Genomic DNA, 17,748 nt, shown 5'->3' with positions numbered 1-17,748 from the left:
ACAGAATCCAGCGATGGAAAAGGTCATACGGGCTCCTTAGCGTACCGTGTCCATTTCGGCAGTTTCCTGCACTTGTGACGTTGATTTAAATCCGGGCGTCGAACGGGTCGCGCTACCGTTTAGAATAAAGTCCGAGACCTTTTCGCCAATCATGATGCAGGGCGCGTTGGTATTACCGCTGACCAGCGTTGGCATAATCGAGGCGTCCGCCACGCGCAGGTTGTCGATGCCCCTTACCCTGAGGTCAGGCGTCACGACCGCCTGCTCGTCCACACCCATCTTGCAGGTGCCGACAGGGTGGAAAACCGTTGCGGCATACTCGCGGATGTAGGCCAGCAGCTCTTCGTCACTCTGAACCTCTTTGCCGGGCAGCATCTCTTTGCCGCGGTGCGGGGCGAAGGCCGGGTCGGCGAGGACTTTTCGAGCCAGGCGAATCCCCTCGATCAGTACTTTTGCATCGTCCATGTCAGCGAGGAAGTTGTAGTCGAGCTCAAGTTTGCGGTCGGGGCTCAGGCGCAACTCGCCGATGCTTTTCGGGCGCAGTACGCAGGTGTGAATCGCGTAACCGTGGCCCCACTCGAACAGACGGCCGCGATGGCTGCGGTAACCAGGTACAAAATGGAACTGAACATCGGGAAGGCCGTCGCTGAGCGGTGTTTTGGCGAAGCCGCCGGCCTCTACGTAATTGGTCGTTAACCAGCCCTTGCGCTTCGTCAGGTACTTGAAGGGAGATGCCAGGACCGCTGGCAGTGAGCCGAGAGAAAAGCCCAGTGTTCTGCTGCTTGATGAGCGCACCGTGACCAGGCCGTCCAGGTGATCCTGCAGGTTCTGGCCCACGCCGGGCAGGTCCAGTACCGTGTTGATGCCCGCGGCTTCAAGCTGCGCTTTGGGGCCGATGCCCGATTTCATCAGGATCTCGGGAGACCCTAAAGAGCCTGCGGCGAGAATCACTTCCTTGTTTGCGCGCAGTTCAAAAGACTGACCTTTGGCGCTCAGCTTCAGGCCGCTGGCACGCTTGCCCTCAAGCATGAGACTTTCTACCTGGCAGTCGGTTAATACCGTCAGGTTGCTGCGTTGCTGCAGTACCGGCTGGACGAACGCACGGTAACTCGACAGGCGCCTGGCATGCTTCTGGGTGAGGTTGTAGATGCCACAGCCTTCAAGATTCTTACCATTGAAATCATCGTTTGTCGGCAGGCCGATGTTGCTGCTGGCACGGACGAACAGCCTGGAAAAGAAGTTGGGGTCGCGTGCCTTGTCTACCAGCAGTTCGCCGTCGGTGCCGTGATAGTCGGGATCCTGGCCAAGCTGGTTGGCCTCCGATTTTTTGAAGTAAGGCAGTACGTCCTTCCATCCCCAACCGGAGCAGCCGGACTCGGCCCAGCGGTCATAGTCGCTGGCGTGTCCGCGGATATAGATCATGCTGTTCATCGAAGCGGAGCCGCCCAGAGCCTTGCCACGGGGGCAATGCAGGCTGCGATTGTTCAGAGCCTTCTGCGGCGTAGAAAAGTAGTTCCAGCTGAACCTGGGGCTTTTATACAGGGTGATGGTGCCAGCCGGTGTTTGTACGCGCGGGTTGGCATCGCTGCCACCGGCCTCGATCAAGCAAACACTGATGGCGGGGTCTGCACTGAGTCGGTTCGCGATAACACTCCCGGAGGAGCCCGCGCCTACGATGAGGTAATCGTAGGCTGTATGAGTCGGGGAACTGTGCGACATGTTTATCTCCAATCGATCACCGGGCCTCAGTGAATCTCTTCCAGGTCGTCGTGTAGCAGGGAGAGAATCTCTCGCTTGCGTGCAATGAACTCCGGTTCCATCACCATATCCAGAGTGCGCGGGTGGGGAATATCCACATCGAGAATCTTCTGAATGCGTCCGGGCTTGGCGCCCATCACGAAGACTCTGTCTCCAAGCAGGATCGCCTCGTCGATATCATGAGTGACGAAGACCACGGTCTTTTTACTGTGCTCCCAGACCTGAAGCAGCAGTTGCTGCATCTGCAGACGGGTCTGGCTGTCCAGTGCGCCAAAGGGTTCGTCCATCAGCAGAATCTTGGGATCGTTGGCCAGCGCGCGGGCGATGGCGACACGCTGCTTCATACCGCCGGACAGTTGCGCGGGGAAGTTATCGGCAAAGGCGTTCAGGCCCACCTCGTTGAGGTAGTACTTGACGATCTCCTTGCGCTCGGCTGCGGGCATCTTTTTACGCTTGAGTCCGAACTCAATGTTTTCCGCAACGGTTAGCCAGGGAAACAGGGTGTAACTCTGAAACACCATGCCGCGATCGGCACCCGGGCCGTCGACGACCTGGTCAGCCACACGGATTTCGCCGTCGCTCGGTGTATTAAGGCCTGCAGTCAGGTAAAGCAGACTGGATTTTCCGCAGCCTGAAGGGCCGACGATGACGGCGAACTCCTGGTCTTTGACCTCCAGGGAGACATTTTCAAGGGCAGTGAATTCGCCGCCATCCGGTTTGGGAAAGCGCAGGCTGACGTTATCGATATGCAGCTGGGTTGCGCGGGTATCAACAGCTGTCTCGGTGTCTTGTAGCAGTGTGTCATCGAATTGTTTAAACATCGCTTTTACCTGTCCCATGATCCAAGTTTCATTCGGAGGATGCGGAATGCCTGATCGGTGAGGAGGCCCAGCAGACCGATGATGACGATGGCCAGGAAGATGACATCGACCTGGAATCCGCGCATCGCTTTCAGGCTGATGTAGCCAAGACCGCTGGAGGCAGCGACCAGCTCTGCCACGACCAGGTAGGTCCAGGCCCATCCAATGGTGACGCGCAGGGCATCAAGTACGCCCGGCAGCGATGCGGGGGCGATCACATGCATAACCACGTCTTTGCGGCTGGATCCAAGTGTGTATGCCGCCTGCATCAGGTCCTTGGATACTCCGCGGGACACGTCGGCGATCATCACCAGCTGCTGGAAGAAAACGCCGAAAATGATCACGGTGACACGCTGCTCGAGGCCGATACCGATCCAAAGGATAAACAGCGGTACAAAGGAGGTGACCGGCAGGTAACGAATGAAGTTGACCAGCGGATCGAGCAGCGCCTGTACGATGCGGAAACTGCCCATCATCAGCCCTAGAGGTACCGATATCACGGAGGCAACAAAAAAGCCGATCAGTACGACTTCCAGGCTTGCCCAGATGTGGCCCATCAGAGAGCCGTCGTTGATTAGCCGGACGCCGGCATCGATAACATCAAAAGGCGAGGGTAAGAACATATCGGGAACGATGTCGCCGACGGAAAAAATCATCCAGATCGCGATAACGGCTATCCAGCCGGCGAGACCAGTGCCAAGCACGAGCTTCCGGGGAAGCTCCTGCTTGGGGGTCAGGCAATCGCGTACAAGAGAACTACGCTGTGACATGACCGGGCTACCTATTATTCAGCAGTGACAAAACGGGTATCGACGAGATCTCTATATTTCACGTCGTAGGTTTTCCCCTGCAGCTTGCTCCAGGTCTTGTTTGCCAGTTCGATGATGTCGGCAATATCACCGCGGCTGTCGTCCGTGCCGAGCAGTTGCTTGCTCATCGGGCTGTTGTAAAAGCGCACAGACTGGGCCGCAGCCGCCAGTTCTGCAGGGTCGGACAGGTAACCACCAACGCCCTTGGCCATGATTTCGTACGCCTTTTCCGGGTTTTCCTTGGTGTACTCGACCGCTTTGTACAGGCCTTTGACCAGTGCTTTGACGTCTTCCGGCTGGTTCTCGATAACGTCGCAGTTCAGCGCGACCACATCGACGATGACACCCGGCGTGGAGCTGCTGTCGACCAGAACCTTGCCGCCGGTATCGTGTGAACGAACCATCGACAGGTGCGGTTCCCAGGTCACGGCGGCGGGAATACGACCTGCAATAAAGGCGCTGGCTGCGTCATCAGCGGTCATGTTCTCGATCTGGAGGTCACTCATGTCCATCTGCTGCTGGCTAAGCAGGTAGGACAGCCAGAACTGGGAGACTGAACCTTCGTTCACGCCTACGCGCTGTCCTTTCAGGTCCTGGATAGATTTAATGGAATCGTTAACCAGTACACCGTCACCGCCAAAGCTCTCGTCCAGCGCGGCAACAGCCTTGAAGCAGAATTGCGGCCGGTATTTCAGAATTTCGTCGATTGTGGACGCCGAACCCGAGAGACGGCCGGAAGCCGCAGCGGCCATATACATGGAAGCTTCCTCAATGGTCTGAAGTTCGAGCTCAAGTCCCTGTTCTTCGAAGAAGCCCAGATCGCGCGCTAAATAAAGGGTGCCGTAGCCAACCCAGGTTGTGTGACCAAGTGACAGCTTTCCGGCGAAGCTGGGTGTTGATACCAGGGTAGAGGCAACCACTGAGGCGGCTGCGAGAGTCTTCAGACCTGTTTTAAAAGCTTTTGAGTTCATCAGTATGCGCTCCATAAAATTAGCTGTTCTGCATCGGTTTTTTATAAAGCTATATTTGATGTGCTTTTCTGACAATTATCATTTTATTGGGTTTTGGATAATGTTTTTTTATTTAGTTGTTAGTTTTTGTTTATTATTGGTGCGCGGTTTTGTTTTTGGCTCTAAAACAGTGCGTTTTTTTAAGTATTAGGCGGATTTTTCTTTTCTTTATTTTTATCGTTATGATTTTTAATGGTTTTGTTGCGGGGTTCTGGTGGTTTTTTTAAGCGCTTGATGCTGGGGGGGAAGGGAGTTGAAATGTTTCGCTAGCAGGTTTTGAGGATTTTTTTGGGGATGGGTTTTTTGCTGGTTATATTGAGTTCAGGTTAGCTTTTTAATCCTGACAACTAATACTATTGAAATGGATTTAATTACAATTAGTATTTTTTTATTTAATGCCTATAAAAAATCTATGCAAGGTTTTTTATCAGGGATTTCGAGCTTGGTGCTTGGCACCGTCTTCTCGCCGGGGCGGGTGCGCGCTGCGGGGGCGTTGTTGTATGATTGCACCTTTTCGAGCCTCGGACGGGGCGCTGGCGGTTGGGTATAGCGATAGCGGCAACCAGGCTGTGTTAACAGGTTCACGAATTAGCTAGAGGTTGCCTCGGGCATGCTGCTGATCATCGATAATTACGATTCCTTTACCTACAACGTCGTACAGTATCTGCAGGAGCTGGGCGCCGACGTGCGCGTCAGTCGCAATGACGAGATTGACCTCAGTGATATAGAGGCGCTGTCGCCGTCGCATCTGGTGATCTCGCCCGGTCCCTGCACGCCCAATGAGGCGGGCATCTCGCTGAAAGCCATAGAGCACTTTGCCGGCCGCCTGCCTATTCTGGGGATCTGCCTGGGACATCAGGCGCTGGGCCAGGTGTTTGGTGCAAAGGTCGTGCGGGCGCGTAAGGTGATGCACGGCAAGACCTCGCCGGTTTACCATCGCGGGGAGGGCGTCTTCGCCGGGCTGGATAATCCTGTGAGTGTTACGCGCTATCATTCTCTGATCCTGGAGAAGGAATCCCTGCCCGATGAGCTGGAAATTACCGCCTGGACCCAGGATGAACAGGGTAGGTTTGACGAAATTATGGGTGTCAGACATCGTCAGCTGGATGTCGAAGGTGTGCAGTTTCACCCGGAATCGATACTGACTCAGCAGGGCCATGAGCTGCTGAACAACTTTTTGAATCGCGGATAAGAGGCGACAGGATGGATATCAAAGAAGCGCTGGGGCGGGTGATCGAGCATATCGATCTGAGCCGCGACGAAATGGTAGACGTGATGCGTCAGGTGATGACCGGCGAGTGCGCCGAATCACAGATCGCCGGTTTCCTGGTCGCGTTGCGCATGAAAAGCGAGTCGATCGACGAGATCACCGGTGCCGCCCAGGTGATGCGTGAGTTGGCAACGCCGGTCAATGCCAAGAGCGGTCCGCTGGTGGATATCGTTGGTACCGGCGGTGATGGCGCCAACCTGTTTAACGTTTCATCCGCCAGTGCCTTTGTCGCTGCGGCCTGCGGTGTGCACATCGCCAAGCACGGTAACCGTGGTGTCTCATCGAGCAGTGGCAGTGCCGATCTGCTGGAACAGGCCGGTATCAACCTGGACTTGGGTGCAGAGGCGGTGGCGCGCTGTATCGACGAGGTGGGCGTGGGCTTTATGTTCGCCCCCGGTTATCACGGCGCTATGAAACACGCTATCGGCGCCCGCCGGGCGCTGGGTACCCGCACGCTGTTTAACATCCTCGGCCCGATGACCAACCCGGCTGGCGCCAAACGCCTGGTGATCGGCGTGTTCACCAAGAAACTTTGCCGCCCCATGGCCGAGGTGATGCAGAAGCTCGGTGGTGAACATATTATGGTGGTTCACGCCGAGGACGGGCTCGATGAGATCAGCCTGGCAACCCACACCTATGTCGCCGAGCTGAAAGATGGCGAAATCACTGAATACCGGCTTTCACCGGAAGATCTGGGCGTCGAGAGCCAGAGCCTGATCGGGCTGGTTGTGGATAGCCCGGCGCAGTCGCTGGAACTGATTAAGGCGGCCTTTAACGGCAGTGAAGAGACTGCTGCGCGCAAAGCGGTATCGATGGTTGCGTTGAATGCGGGTGCAGCCATTTACCTGGGCGGCCAGGCCGCCAGCCATAAAGAGGGCGTTGCCAGGGCGATCGAAGCGATCGCCTCCGGTGCGGCGATTAAGAAAATGCAGGAGCTGGCGACGTTCAGCCAGTCACTGAAGGACTGAAAACGATGACCGATACTCCTACGGTGCTGAAGAAGATCATCGCGCGCAAGCATGAAGAGATAGAAGAGCGTTCCGCGAAAGTATCCGTTCAGCAACTGACCGACCGGATTAAGGCGCAGCAGGGGACCGAGGCGGATCCGCGCGGCTTTGTCGCCAGTATGCAGCGGGCGCTCGATGAAGGCCGCTCCGCGGTGATCGCCGAGATCAAGAAGGCCAGCCCCTCCAAGGGCGTGATTCGTGACCCCTTCCACCCGGCGGAGATTGCTCGCTCCTACGCCCAGGGTGGTGCCAGCTGCCTGTCGGTGCTGACCGATGTGGATTTCTTCCAGGGACACGATGAGTACCTGATGGAAGCCCGGGCGGCCTGCAACCTGCCGGTGATTCGCAAGGACTTTATCGTCGAGCCTTACCAGGTGTATGAGGCTCGCGCGATCGGCGCTGACTGTATCCTGTTGATTGTGGCCGCACTGAGCGATCAGAAGCTGGCGGAGCTGAATGCGCTGTCGCTGTCGCTGGGTATGGATGTGCTGATCGAAGTGCATAACGAAGCAGAGCTTGAGCGCTCGTTGCCGCTGGGGAACAAGCTGGTCGGCATCAACAACCGTGACCTGCACACTTTCGAGGTTTCCCTGGACCACACCTTCCGTATGCTGGATAAGATTCCGTCCGATCGGCTGGTGGTCACCGAGAGCGGCATTCTGGCACCGGATGATGTGGCCGCTATGCGTGAGCACGGCGTTAATGCCTTCCTGGTGGGCGAGGCATTTATGCGTGCGCCGGAACCGGGCCAGAAACTGGCTGAACTGTTTAACTGAGGAAAAGCGAAAAAATGACGATGAACGTCAATGTACGCTGGGACGGTGACGAGCGCTTCAACGCGACAACCGATTCCGGTTTCGATGTCATGATCGATCGCGACCTGAAGCAGGGCCCGCGCCCCATGGAGTTGCTGCTGGCCGGTCTTGGCGGTTGTACCAGCGTCGATGTGATGAGCATTCTGCGCAAGGCGCGCCAGGATGTGACCGATTGCGTAGCGCAGATCGAGGCCGAGCGGGCGGATACCGTGCCGTCCGTGTTTTCCAAGATCCACGTCAAGTTCGTTGTGACCGGCCGCAAGCTCAAACCGGCCGCTGTCGAGCGTGCCGTCAAACTCTCTGCCGAGCAGTACTGCTCCGCATCGCTGATGCTGGAGAAGGGCGGTGTCGAGATCAGCCACAGCTTCGAGATCATCGAAGCGGAATAATCCCCGCCCGGCGACCTGTCCGCCGCCTGGCTTGTAATCTGGCTTGGCGGCGGGTATGATTTCGCGTCCGATATTTTCGGCATATACTGTTAATACTTAACTCCTTGCTTTCGGTCGGCCGGCAATACGCCTCTGTTCATGGCTGTTTATGAACTGCGGCGCTGTCTGATGCGAAGGCTACTAACCCGTAAGGAGCAATAATGCGTCATTACGAAATCGTCTTTCTGGTTCACCCGAACCAGAGCGAGCAGGTTCCGGCTATGATCGAGCGTTACAAAGCCCTCATCGAAGGTGCTAACGGTCAGATCCATCGCCTGGAAGACTGGGGCCGCCGTCAGCTGGCTTACCCGATCAACAATGTTCACAAGGCACACTACGTGCTGATGAACGTTGAATGTGGTCAGGAAGAGCTGGACGAACTGGCTAACCTGTTCCGTTACAACGACGCCGTGCTGCGTAACATGGTTATCCGTTGTAAAGAAGCAATCACTGAACCTTCTCCGATCAAAGCTGCTGAAGCACGCGAAGATCGTAAACCGCGTCGCGAAGAGCGCTCCGAGAAGCAGGAAAAACCTGCTGAACAGAACGCTGAAGCCGCTTCAGAAGAGTAATTTAAAGGAGAGTTCAGATGGCACGTTTTTTCCGTCGTCGCAAGTTCTGCCGTTTCACCGCTGAAGGCGTTAAAGAGATCGACTACAAGGATCTCGATACCCTGAAAGGCTACATCACCGAAACTGGCAAAATCGTTCCGAGCCGCATCACCGGTACCAAAGCGCGTTACCAGCGTCAGCTGGCCACCGCTATCAAGCGTGCGCGTTACGTGGCTCTGCTGCCGTACACTGACAGCCACGACATCTAAGGCCGTTCCGGCCCGACCGGAACCCTGCGTATGGCGGCTCATGCCGCTGTACGGATGAAAGGTTAGAGGTGAGACGGGGCAGTCCCGTCAACCGGATAGGAATTAAACCTGCAGCCACGGCTGCAGATATGATGAGGTTAACGAGATGGAAGTAATTCTGCTCGAGAGCATCGGCAAGCTGGGTCAGCTTGGCGACAAGGTTTCAGTAAAGGGTGGTTTCGGCCGCAACTTCCTGATCCCGCAGGGCAAAGCCGTACCGGCTACCGAAGGCAACGTAGCACGTTTCGAAGAGCGTCGTGCAGAGCTGGAACAGGCTGAAGCTGAAAAGCTGACTGCTGCTCAGGCTCGCGCTGATCAGTTCAACGATCTGGAGCTGTCCGTTGTCGCCAAAGCTGGTGACGAAGGCAAGCTGTTCGGTTCTATCGGTACTCGTGATATCGCTGATGCGATCTCCGAAGCCGGTATCGCTGTAGAAAAGAGCGAAGTTCGTCTGCCGGCTGGTGTTATCCGCACCGTTGGCGAATTCGACGTTGCTCTGCAGCTGCACCCGGAAGTTATCGCAAACATGAAGCTGACTGTTGTCGCTGAATAAGTTGCGCTAACGCTTGAGAAAACGCCGCATCCTTCGGGATTGCGGCGTTTTTTATGCCCGAAATATGGCCCGGTGACGGACAATCCGGGTCGGCTCTTTTTAGTCAGTAAAAGAGCCTTTAGACTAGACTCCTTTCAGACTCCCCATGATGCGAGACAGGTAGTAGTGGATATCGCGGAACAGACCGACGAGGCGTTTGAAGGCGCCAAAGTACCGCCTTACTCAATGGAGGCCGAGCAGTCCGTGCTGGGCGGCCTGATGCTGGATAACAACGCTTGGGACACCGTGTCCGAGGTGGTGCTCGAGCAGCATTTTTATAGCGGTAATCACCGTTCGATCTACCGCACCATGCAGAAGCTGATCGATGACAGCCGTCCCATCGATGTGGTGACCCTGTCGGAAGAGCTGGACCGTATCGGCGAGCTGGAGCAGGCGGGCGGGCTCGAGTACCTGGTGTCCCTGGCGCGTAACACCCCCAGTGCCTCGAACATTCGCGCCTATTCCGAGATCGTGCGTGACCGCGCGCTGCTGCGGCAGATGATCTCGGTCGCCAACGAGATCGCCGACAGTGCGTTTCAGCCCCAGGGGCGGGCCTCGGACGAGATTCTCAACGAGGCGGAGCAGAAGATCTTTGAGATCGCCGAGAGTCGGCCCAATCAGGGCGGACCCGAGCCGATCAATCCGCTGCTGAAGCGGGCTGTGGATCGCATCGATACCCTGTTCAACAACTCTGACGCGCTCACCGGCACCACCACCGGTTTTGACGATCTGGATGCGCGTACCGGCGGTCTGCAACCGTCCGATCTGATTATCGTCGCAGCACGTCCCTCCATGGGTAAGACCACTTTCTCCATGAACCTGGTGGAGAACGCGTTGATGGGCACCGACAAGCCGGTGCTGGTTTTCAGTCTCGAGATGCCGGCGGACCAGCTTGTCTCGCGTATGCTGTCATCGCTGGGTCGTATCGATCAGACCAAGGTGCGTAACGGTCAGCTGGAAGAGGATGACTGGCCGCGCCTGACCGCAGCGGTCAATATGCTCAAGAACAAGCCGCTCTACATCGATGATCAGGCCGGTATCAGCCCCAACGAGATGCGCGCCCGCGCCCGTCGTATCGTCCGTGAGCACGGCGAGCTTGGCATGATAATGATCGATTATCTTCAGCTGATGTCGATGAAAAACGGCAAGAACGAAGGCCGTACCCAGGAGATCTCGGAGATCTCCCGCTCATTGAAGGCGCTGGCGAAAGAGATGGAGTGCCCGGTAGTGGCGCTGTCGCAGCTTAACCGCTCCCTTGAGCAGCGCCCCAACAAACGCCCGGTTAACTCGGATCTGCGTGAATCCGGCGCCATCGAGCAGGACGCCGACGTCATCATGTTTATCTACCGTGATGAGGTCTATAACGAGGACAGTCAGGAGAAAGGCGTGGCCGAGATTATTATCGGTAAGCAGCGTAACGGTCCTATCGGCACCACGCGACTGGCGTTTATCGGTAAGTACACCCGCTTTGAAAACCTGGCACACGGTTACGATTACGGCCCGGACGAGTAAGTCCGGGCGCAGGTCTGGGCTTAGCTGGTGATTTTCAGCATCTGCGAGCGGAATGCATCCGGTATCGGGCGTACCTTGCGGGCGTCATAGTCGAAGAAGACGACACCTGTCTTGGCATGTGCGACCTCTACGGCGGTCTTCTTGTTGGTCAGCAGATAATAGATATCGCAGCCGTACTTGTTGAAATCACCCACGGTGACATCGACCTGAATATGATCGCCGTAGAACCCCTCCGCCTTATACACGATCGCCGTATCTGACATGATCAGGCTGGCGCCCTCCACATCCATTTCCGTGTAGTGATACTGCTTCAAGAAACGGACTCTCGCCTCGTGGATAATCGACAGGACGGCGTCGTTACCGAGGTGCCCGCCGTAATTGATATCGCTGATTCTGAGTGGGATTTCGGTACTGAATAGATAGTTTTCCGGCATCTCGATGCGAATGCGTGCCATGAATACAACTCCCTGAATATTCTATTCTTATGAGCCTTATCCTAGTTCAAAAACCGCTCAGAGGGACAGGGCTGAGCGGTTAATTTTCCAGCTGGCCGAGCACGTCGATAATGGCGCTGCACAGGGTGGCCAGGTCAGCGTTGCTCATCACATAGGGCGGCATCACGTAAACCAGCTTGCCGAACGGACGCACCCAGACACCGGCGTCGACAAACAGCGGCTGGATCTCGGCCAGGGATACGCCCTGGTGCAACTCCACCACACCGATCGCGCCCAGTGCGCGGACCTCGGCCACGTTGCTCAGTTCAGCCGCTGGTGCGAGCCGCTCCTTGAGCTGCCCCTCGATACGTTGAACCTCGGCCTGCCAGTCCTGTTCCTGCAGCAGCGTCAGGCTTTCGTTGGCGACGGCGCAGGCCAGCGGGTTACCCATAAAGGTGGGGCCATGCATGAAGCAGCCGGCGCCGCCTTTGGAGATGGTTTCGCCGATATGGGCGGTGGTCAGTGTTGCCGCCAGGGTCATGTAGCCGCCGGTCAGGGCTTTGCCCAGGCAGATAATATCCGGGCTGATACCGGCGTGTTCGCAGGCAAACAGCTTGCCGGTGCGACCGAATCCGGTGGCGATCTCGTCGGCAATCATCAGGACGTCATAGCGGTCGCAAAGCGCGCGGGCGCCCTTGAGCCACTCCGGCGAATAGAAATACATGCCGCCGGCACCCTGAACCACAGGCTCGAGGATCAGTGCAGCGATCTCGTCGGCGTGCTCGCTGAGCATCGCTTCCAGGGGCTCCAGGTCGCCATCGAGCAGCGGCTGACCGAAGCGGCTTTCCGGGCGCGGAATAAAGAACTGCTGGGCCAGCACCCCGCTGAACAGCTCATGCATGCCGGTGACCGGGTCGCACACCGACATGGCGCCGAAGGTGTCGCCGTGATAACCGTTACGCAGGGACAGCATCCGGTGCTTGCCCGGTTTACCGCGGGCGTGCCAGTACTGGATCGCCATCTTCATGCTGACTTCGGCGGATACCGAGCCCGAGTCGGCAAGAAAGACGCGGTCCAGTCCTGCCGGCGTCATCGCCACCAGCTTGCGAGACAGCTCAATGGCCGGCTCGTGGGTAATGCCACCAAACATCACATGGGACATTTTGTCGATCTGGCCATGGGCGGCGGCGTTCAGACGCGGGTGGCTGTAGCCGTGGATCGCCGACCACCAGGAGGCCATGCCGTCGATCAGTTCGCGTCCGTCACTGAGTTTCAAACGTACGCCGGAGGCGGATTCCACCGGCGTCATCGGCGGCGGATTGATCATCGAGGAGTAGGGGTGCCAGATATGGGCCTGGTCAAAGGCCAGCTGCTCTTCGTTGATGCTCATACTACCTCCGGTGAAAAAAGCGGGGACGCTGGGTATCTGGAGGCGGGCAGTGTAACACAGGGGCTTTCTCAAACACTGTGGGTTGAACGTCGGGTTTAATGGACTCTTCGGTGCGGTTTGTGGCCTGGCTTTTTGGGGTTGGCCGGATGCAGATCCGAAGAGGGCGCGAGAAAGTGGTGCTGCCTGTCGGTGAGTTTTGCCTCACCGGTATAACCTGCAGGTACCTGCTGGATTTTGCCGCCGGACTTCAGGTAGGAGCGGGTCTGCTCGGCAATGGATTGGTGAGTTTCCTTGAAAACGGTTTTCTTGTGCGACATGGAAAGGTCTCCGTATTAATGGACAACTAACAAGTGTAGACCTTCCACTGTTCTCTGCCGGTGAAAAATTAAACAACTCTTCGGTGCCTGTTTTCCGCCCCTAAAGCTGCTCCAGTTGCGCCAGGTAATCCTGGGCCTGGGTGAGGATCGCAGCGCGGGTTGCATCGTCCTGGCGCTCCCAGTTGCGGTAAATCATTGCGACGCGGGGATTGGCTTCAAAGCGTTCGCGGTGCCTGAGCATGAAATGCCAGTAGAGGCTGTTGAACGGACAGCTGCGGGGGCCGGAGCGCTGGCTGACTTTATAATGGCACTCCTTGCAGTAATCACTCATGCGGGCTATGTACTGGCCGGAGCCAGCATAAGCCTTGCTGGCCAGAAGGCCTGCGTCGGCGAACTGGCTCATGCCGCGGGTGTTGGGCAGCTCGACCCACTGGATCGCATCGACGTAAACACCGAGATACCAGTTATCCACAGCGTCCGGGTCCAGGCCTGCGATCAGGCAGAAGTTACCGATCACCATCAGGCGCTGGATATGGTGGGCGTAGGCGTATTCCAGCGACTGTCCGATCGATTCACGCAGACAGCGCATACGGGTATCGCCGTTCCAGAAGTAGCCGGGCAGCTTGCCCCGGGCGTCAAGCGCATTGAGCTGCTCATAGCCTGGCATATTAGCCCAGTAAATACCGCGCACGAACTCCCGCCAGCCCAGTATCTGGCGCACGAAACCCTCCAGCTGCGCCAGGGAAATGCGCTGCGGGTCGGCTTTCCAGGCCGCTATCGCTTTGTCGATCACCTGCCGTGGATGAAGGATTTTTGCATTCAGTGCAAACGACAGTCGCGAGTGGTAAAGACTCCAGCGCTGCCCGGTTTGTCGGGTCATGGCGTCCTGAAAACGGCCGAAGTTGGGCAGCAGATGCTCACAGAAGTAATCCAGCAGTTGTCGTGACTGGCTGCGAGTGATTGGCCAGATCAGTTGCTGCTGCGCCTGGCCAAATGTATCGATCCGGTGGCGCTCCAGTCGTTCAAGAACCTCGCCGGCAGCATTGGCAAACAGCAGCGGTTGGGGCAGCAGGTCCAGATCATCGGCCTTGAGTGACTCGCGATTCTCCTTGTCGAAGTTCCACTGGCCCCCCGCCGGTTTGCCGTTATCCAGCAGGATGTCGTGCCGTTTGCGCATACGCCGATAGAACGCCTCCATGCGATGCGCCGTACCCGCCTTGAACTCTTTTGGAAGTTCTTCGAACGGAAGCAGGAAGTGCTCGGTATCCACCTCCCGGCTGGGCAGGTCGAGATCGGCGGCATAGGTGCGCAGCTGCTCCAGCAGACGGTATTCGTCGGGCCGTTGGAACTCGAACGCTGTGATCGCGTAATCGGCAATAACCTGGTCGAGCAGCTGCGGCAGGTTGGTGCAGTGGGCGGTGTCGTCCAGCGTCAGGTGAATCACCCGGTGACCCGCTTTCTCAAGTGCGCAGGCGAATGCCTGCATAGCCAGAAAAAACGCGCAGACCTTCTGCACATGGTGACGCACGTAGCCGGTTTCCTGTTTCAGTTCGGCGATCAGGTAGATGCAGTGTGGGTTCTTTTCCCGGAACCAGCTGTGAGAGGCATTCAGTTGATCGCCGAGGATCAGACGGAGGGTAGTGGAGTTGCTCTCAGCCTCGGAGTTCGAACCTGGTGTCGAATCTGTTGTGGAATGCGTCATGTTTCGCTTCCTGGCGGGTTGTCATTCATAGGTCGGCTCTTTGTGCGTCGGCAACGTTCTGAACAGTAGATCACCGAATCCCAGTCCCTGGCCCATTTTTTACGCCAGTTGAACGGACGCTGACAGACCGGGCAGATCTTACTGGGTAGATGCGGCTTAGCGTGCACGGGCCTGTCTATCCTCGCCGGGCGGTCGCACGTGGCGCTTGAGAATACGCTCGGCTTCGCTGCGCACATCCTGCCGTTCCCGCCAGCGCCAGAGCCGCTCACGGGCTGCGGCGCTGGCGCTTTCCAGATCGATGATCGCCTCCGGGTAGCGCTCCAGTCCGAGCATCTGTCGCTCCAGCGGACCGGCGGACCAGGGCTGGTGGATAAGGTCGGTAGGGATATCCCGCAGTTCCGGCACCCATTGGCGAATAAAACGGGCCTCTGGGTCCTGCTCTCTGGATTGCTTGAGCGGGTTATAGATGCGAATGGTGTTGGTGCCGGTGACGCCCGCCTGCATCTGTATCTGCGGGTAGTGGATACCGGGTTCGTAGTCCAGAAAGAGTCTTGCCAGAGGCCGGGTGCAGAGTCGCCAGTCGATATTCAGGTGATGGCAGAGAAAGCTGACCAGCATCGCCCGCATCCGAAAGTTGATATAGCCCGTGGCGTGCAGCGCGCGCATACAGGCATCCACCAGCGGGAAGCCGGTTCTCCCGGCAAGCCAGGCGGCGAGGTCCTGTTCTACCCGTGCATCCTGTCGATAGGGCAGCTGTTCATAGGCTCGGTTGACCGGGCGAAACTCCATCTCGCACTCGCTTTCGAACTTCTGGATAAAGTGGCAGTGCCAGTGCAGCCTGGAGCTAAAAGCGCGCAGGCTGTCGCTCCACTCTCGCTGGTGGCGCTGCCGGCAGGTCTGCCGGTACACCTGGCGCAGGCTCAGGTTGCCCCAGGCCAGGTAGGGCGAGAGTCGGGAGCAGTGTTCGCGGCTCCTTTCCGGGCTTGAGAGCGAATAGCGGTAGGACAGGCCACGGTCGGTCAGAAAGCTCTCCATCACCGCGTTGGCCTGTCGTTCGCCGCCGCGCTGGAACTGCAGAGAATCCTCAGTGCTAGCCTGGGGCCAGATCAGTTGGGACAACGGCTCCAGGTAAACGGGTATCAGCCGGTGCAGGTCGGGCTCGGCGAGTGGCGCGCGCATCACCCGGTACCAGTGCGCGTCCCAGTCATCCCGTGTGTTTAAACCGCGGATCACCGCGCCGGTTGGAAACTCCCGCCAGTTGATCCCCTGTTGCCGACACCACTGCGAGACCCTTCGATCTCGCTGGAAGCTGATATCCGTCCCGGTCTCCTCATGGCTGAACAGGGTCGTTATCCGGTAGCACGTCGAAATTTGCGCCAGGATGTCGGGCAGGGTGCCGCACTGAATGCTGATGCGGGCATCGAAGGGACGAAGCTGCTGATCCATCGCCTCCAGGGACTGACGGATAAAGCGCCAGTGACGACCGCTCAGATGAGGATCCAGGTCGGTCCCTGTTTCCAGCACATAGAGCAGCAGCGTTGGCAGGCCGGTCGATATGGCTTCAACCAGGGGCTGGTGATCGCTCAGGCGCAGGTCGCGCTTGAACCAGACGATCTGGATCGGCGGGCGGTCACTCACGCCGCTGATTCCCGTCGAGGCTAATTGGCCAGTCCGCACAGTCGACGCTGTCCAGTGGCAGTGCCGGCTGATTATCTGTCCAGCGTTGCACATATTGGCCATCGGGATCGTACTGGCGCCCCTGCCATTCGATATCGAAATGGCGGCCGCCGCGCGGATCGGCGCCGACCCCGGCGATATACTGCCAGTTACCCCAGTTTGCCGCCGGGTCGTAGTCCACCAGTTGCTGTTCGAACCAGGCGGCGCCGTAGCGCCAGTCCACACCGAGCTCATTGACCAGGTAGCTGGCGGCGAGCTGCCTGCCGCGGTTGGAGAGCCAGCCGGTTTCGCGAAGCTCGTTCATGCAGGCGTTTACCAGGGGGCTTGGCGTGCTGCCCTGGGTCCATTTGCGAAAGCGCGCCGGGTAGAAGGTGGTCAGTGGCGGTTGCGTCTTGATGCCGCGGAACTGGAACAGCTGTGAACCCTGTTTGTAGGCATACCAGTGAAAGTATTCCCGCCAGAGCAGCTCAACGTAGATCCAGCGGGAGGATTCGCTGGCGCCGTGCCGGGTTTCATACTGGTACAGGGCTGTTGAAATCTGTCGTGGTGACAGCGCACCGTTGGCCAGCCAGGGGCTGAAGCCGGTGCTGTTATCGCCGCCTTGAAGCGCATTGCGTGTCGCCTTGTAGCTGTGCGGAAGACGCGTTGAAAAGTAGTAATCCAGCCTCGCCGCGGCGCCTTCGCTGCCACCGCTCAGGTCGCTTCCGCCTCTGGATGCATCCGGTAGTTGATTCCAGTCCGAGAACGGCAGAGTGAGTGGTGGCGGCGGCAGCAGGCGTCCCGGTGGGGACAGAGTGTCGGGAACAGTTAGCGGCTCCACCTCTTTGCGAAAGGCGGTGAAATAACTCGGCAGCTGTTCGACCGGAAACGGCAGGTGGTCCGGGGTGAACAGTGTATGGGTCCAGATCAGTCTTTTGTGAACGCCGGGAAACTCCAGCCGGTCCCACTCCGTCAGCTCGTCGAAGCAGCTGGGATGGCTCTGTAGCAGCAGATCCACGTTGAGCGCCGAGCACAATCTGCGCAGGCTGGCTTCTGGCTGGTCGAAAAGTACCAGCAGGCGCTGTCCCAGCGCTTCCAGGTGGCGGTCGAGATCGCGCAGAGACTGGTACAGAAAGCGCCAGCGATGCTCACCCAGGGGGCGCGACTGATATCTGCCCATGCGAAACCAGCCAGGGTTTACGCAGTAAACGCAGATCAGTGTGTCGGACAGGCTGGCTGCCTGTGCCAGCGCGGCGTTATCGGTCAGTCGCAGGTCGTTAGTGAAGCGGTACAGCGTCGTGGTCATCTTGATCTCCCGGAAGCCTAAGC

19 protein-coding genes are annotated in these 17,748 nt (G+C 57.8%); 8 read left to right on the top strand and 11 right to left on the bottom strand.

The genetic code is table 11. From position 1 onward, the window contains the following. Nucleotides 1-36: 36 nt before the first annotated feature. Genes ACQUQP_RS17910 through ACQUQP_RS17895 form a run of 4 tightly spaced genes read right to left on the bottom strand, consistent with a single transcriptional unit; the run spans nt 37 to nt 4,398 of the window. Nucleotides 37-1,719 (bottom strand): GMC family oxidoreductase, encoded by a 1,683-nt coding sequence (locus ACQUQP_RS17910; RefSeq protein ID WP_432696396.1) that lies wholly within the window; start codon nt 1,717-1,719, stop codon nt 37-39. A 26-nt stretch (nt 1,720-1,745) separates the two neighbouring features. Then, the gene (locus tag ACQUQP_RS17905) at nt 1,746-2,579 is read right to left on the bottom strand and encodes an ABC transporter ATP-binding protein (protein WP_432696395.1); all 834 of its coding nucleotides are present in this window, start codon (nt 2,577-2,579) and stop codon (nt 1,746-1,748) included. A 5-nt stretch (nt 2,580-2,584) separates the two neighbouring features. After that, nucleotides 2,585-3,388, bottom strand: coding sequence for an ABC transporter permease (locus ACQUQP_RS17900; RefSeq protein ID WP_432696394.1), 804 nt, complete (start codon nt 3,386-3,388; stop codon nt 2,585-2,587). A 14-nt stretch (nt 3,389-3,402) separates the two neighbouring features. Continuing rightward, nucleotides 3,403-4,398: an ABC transporter substrate-binding protein gene (locus tag ACQUQP_RS17895; protein ID WP_432696393.1), complete on the bottom strand. Its 996-nt coding sequence runs from the start codon at nt 4,396-4,398 to the stop codon at nt 3,403-3,405. A 649-nt stretch (nt 4,399-5,047) separates the two neighbouring features. Here ACQUQP_RS17895 and ACQUQP_RS17890 point away from each other — a divergent pair. From ACQUQP_RS17890 to dnaB, 8 genes are all read left to right on the top strand, one after another. After that, entirely contained in the window at nt 5,048-5,629 is a 582-nt protein-coding gene (locus ACQUQP_RS17890; protein WP_432696392.1) for an anthranilate synthase component II, read from the top strand. Between the two features lie 11 nt (nt 5,630-5,640). Then, nucleotides 5,641-6,675 carry an anthranilate phosphoribosyltransferase gene (gene trpD / locus ACQUQP_RS17885; RefSeq protein WP_432696391.1) on the top strand — a complete coding sequence of 345 codons (1,035 nt, stop codon included), beginning with the start codon at nt 5,641-5,643 and terminating at the stop codon, nt 6,673-6,675. A 5-nt stretch (nt 6,676-6,680) separates the two neighbouring features. Beyond that, a complete protein-coding gene (gene trpC / locus ACQUQP_RS17880; protein WP_432696390.1) occupies nt 6,681-7,490 on the top strand; it encodes an indole-3-glycerol phosphate synthase TrpC in 810 nt (269 codons plus the stop codon). Between the two features lie 20 nt (nt 7,491-7,510). Continuing rightward, nucleotides 7,511-7,918, top strand: coding sequence for an OsmC family protein (locus ACQUQP_RS17875; protein WP_432698717.1), 408 nt, complete (start codon nt 7,511-7,513; stop codon nt 7,916-7,918). A 200-nt stretch (nt 7,919-8,118) separates the two neighbouring features. Continuing rightward, nucleotides 8,119-8,529, top strand: a complete 411-nt coding sequence (rpsF, locus tag ACQUQP_RS17870; protein WP_432696389.1) for a 30S ribosomal protein S6 — start codon at nt 8,119-8,121, stop codon at nt 8,527-8,529. 17 nt (nt 8,530-8,546) lie between these two features. After that, nucleotides 8,547-8,777: a 30S ribosomal protein S18 gene (rpsR, locus tag ACQUQP_RS17865; protein ID WP_027852917.1), complete on the top strand. Its 231-nt coding sequence runs from the start codon at nt 8,547-8,549 to the stop codon at nt 8,775-8,777. Nucleotides 8,778-8,922: 145 nt separating this feature from the next. Further along, complete coding sequence (rplI, locus tag ACQUQP_RS17860) at nt 8,923-9,369, top strand: 50S ribosomal protein L9 (RefSeq protein ID WP_432696388.1); 447 nt, start codon at nt 8,923-8,925, stop codon at nt 9,367-9,369. A 225-nt stretch (nt 9,370-9,594) separates the two neighbouring features. Beyond that, a complete protein-coding gene (gene dnaB / locus ACQUQP_RS17855; RefSeq protein ID WP_432698716.1) occupies nt 9,595-10,920 on the top strand; it encodes a replicative DNA helicase in 1,326 nt (441 codons plus the stop codon). A gap of 20 nt (nt 10,921-10,940) precedes the next feature. Here dnaB and ACQUQP_RS17850 read toward each other — a convergent pair whose 3' ends face one another. From ACQUQP_RS17850 to ACQUQP_RS17820, 7 genes are all read right to left on the bottom strand, one after another. Beyond that, nucleotides 10,941-11,375, bottom strand: coding sequence for an acyl-CoA thioesterase (locus ACQUQP_RS17850; RefSeq protein WP_432696387.1), 435 nt, complete (start codon nt 11,373-11,375; stop codon nt 10,941-10,943). Between the two features lie 79 nt (nt 11,376-11,454). Beyond that, nucleotides 11,455-12,744: an adenosylmethionine--8-amino-7-oxononanoate transaminase gene (bioA, locus tag ACQUQP_RS17845; protein WP_432696386.1), complete on the bottom strand. Its 1,290-nt coding sequence runs from the start codon at nt 12,742-12,744 to the stop codon at nt 11,455-11,457. Between the two features lie 95 nt (nt 12,745-12,839). Beyond that, nucleotides 12,840-13,061, bottom strand: coding sequence for a hypothetical protein (locus tag ACQUQP_RS17840; RefSeq protein WP_432696385.1), 222 nt, complete (start codon nt 13,059-13,061; stop codon nt 12,840-12,842). Between the two features lie 100 nt (nt 13,062-13,161). Further along, a complete protein-coding gene (locus tag ACQUQP_RS17835) occupies nt 13,162-14,763 on the bottom strand; it encodes a cryptochrome/photolyase family protein (RefSeq protein WP_432696384.1) in 1,602 nt (533 codons plus the stop codon). Then, complete coding sequence (locus ACQUQP_RS17830) at nt 14,760-14,999, bottom strand: DUF2256 domain-containing protein (RefSeq protein ID WP_432696383.1); 240 nt, start codon at nt 14,997-14,999, stop codon at nt 14,760-14,762. Before ACQUQP_RS17830 ends, ACQUQP_RS17835 begins: the two co-directional genes overlap by 4 nt. Further along, a complete protein-coding gene (locus ACQUQP_RS17825; protein ID WP_432696382.1) occupies nt 14,920-16,401 on the bottom strand; it encodes an FAD-binding domain-containing protein in 1,482 nt (493 codons plus the stop codon). The genes ACQUQP_RS17830 and ACQUQP_RS17825 overlap by 80 nt, the downstream gene beginning before the upstream one ends. Further along, nucleotides 16,394-17,725 carry a DASH family cryptochrome gene (locus ACQUQP_RS17820; protein ID WP_432696381.1) on the bottom strand — a complete coding sequence of 444 codons (1,332 nt, stop codon included), beginning with the start codon at nt 17,723-17,725 and terminating at the stop codon, nt 16,394-16,396. The genes ACQUQP_RS17825 and ACQUQP_RS17820 overlap by 8 nt, the downstream gene beginning before the upstream one ends. Nucleotides 17,726-17,748 lie beyond the last annotated feature (23 nt).

Source organism: Marinobacterium sp. YM272 (genome assembly GCF_050908845.1).
Taxonomy (GTDB): domain Bacteria; phylum Pseudomonadota; class Gammaproteobacteria; order Pseudomonadales; family Balneatricaceae; genus Marinobacterium_D.
The sequence above is the reverse complement of the archived record's forward strand: the minus strand, read 5'-3'. Positions and strand labels throughout refer to the sequence as shown.

Bases quoted from the DNA above. Each gene is read 5' to 3' on its own strand.
- ACQUQP_RS17910 (WP_432696396.1), bottom strand. From the start codon at position 1,719: ATGTCGCACAGTTCCCCGACTCATACAGCCTACGATTACCTCATCGTA.
- ACQUQP_RS17905 (WP_432696395.1), bottom strand. From the start codon at position 2,579: ATGTTTAAACAATTCGATGACACACTGCTACAAGACACCGAGACAGCT.
- ACQUQP_RS17900 (WP_432696394.1), bottom strand. From the start codon at position 3,388: ATGTCACAGCGTAGTTCTCTTGTACGCGATTGCCTGACCCCCAAGCAG.
- ACQUQP_RS17895 (WP_432696393.1), bottom strand. From the start codon at position 4,398: ATGAACTCAAAAGCTTTTAAAACAGGTCTGAAGACTCTCGCAGCCGCC.
- ACQUQP_RS17890 (WP_432696392.1), top strand. From the start codon at position 5,048: ATGCTGCTGATCATCGATAATTACGATTCCTTTACCTACAACGTCGTA.
- trpD (WP_432696391.1), top strand. From the start codon at position 5,641: ATGGATATCAAAGAAGCGCTGGGGCGGGTGATCGAGCATATCGATCTG.
- trpC (WP_432696390.1), top strand. From the start codon at position 6,681: ATGACCGATACTCCTACGGTGCTGAAGAAGATCATCGCGCGCAAGCAT.
- ACQUQP_RS17875 (WP_432698717.1), top strand. From the start codon at position 7,511: ATGAACGTCAATGTACGCTGGGACGGTGACGAGCGCTTCAACGCGACA.
- rpsF (WP_432696389.1), top strand. From the start codon at position 8,119: ATGCGTCATTACGAAATCGTCTTTCTGGTTCACCCGAACCAGAGCGAG.
- rpsR (WP_027852917.1), top strand. From the start codon at position 8,547: ATGGCACGTTTTTTCCGTCGTCGCAAGTTCTGCCGTTTCACCGCTGAA.
- rplI (WP_432696388.1), top strand. From the start codon at position 8,923: ATGGAAGTAATTCTGCTCGAGAGCATCGGCAAGCTGGGTCAGCTTGGC.
- dnaB (WP_432698716.1), top strand. From the start codon at position 9,595: ATGGAGGCCGAGCAGTCCGTGCTGGGCGGCCTGATGCTGGATAACAAC.
- ACQUQP_RS17850 (WP_432696387.1), bottom strand. From the start codon at position 11,375: ATGGCACGCATTCGCATCGAGATGCCGGAAAACTATCTATTCAGTACC.
- bioA (WP_432696386.1), bottom strand. From the start codon at position 12,744: ATGAGCATCAACGAAGAGCAGCTGGCCTTTGACCAGGCCCATATCTGG.
- ACQUQP_RS17840 (WP_432696385.1), bottom strand. From the start codon at position 13,061: ATGTCGCACAAGAAAACCGTTTTCAAGGAAACTCACCAATCCATTGCC.
- ACQUQP_RS17835 (WP_432696384.1), bottom strand. From the start codon at position 14,763: ATGACGCATTCCACAACAGATTCGACACCAGGTTCGAACTCCGAGGCT.
- ACQUQP_RS17830 (WP_432696383.1), bottom strand. From the start codon at position 14,999: ATGTGCGCAGCGAAGCCGAGCGTATTCTCAAGCGCCACGTGCGACCGC.
- ACQUQP_RS17820 (WP_432696381.1), bottom strand. From the start codon at position 17,725: ATGACCACGACGCTGTACCGCTTCACTAACGACCTGCGACTGACCGAT.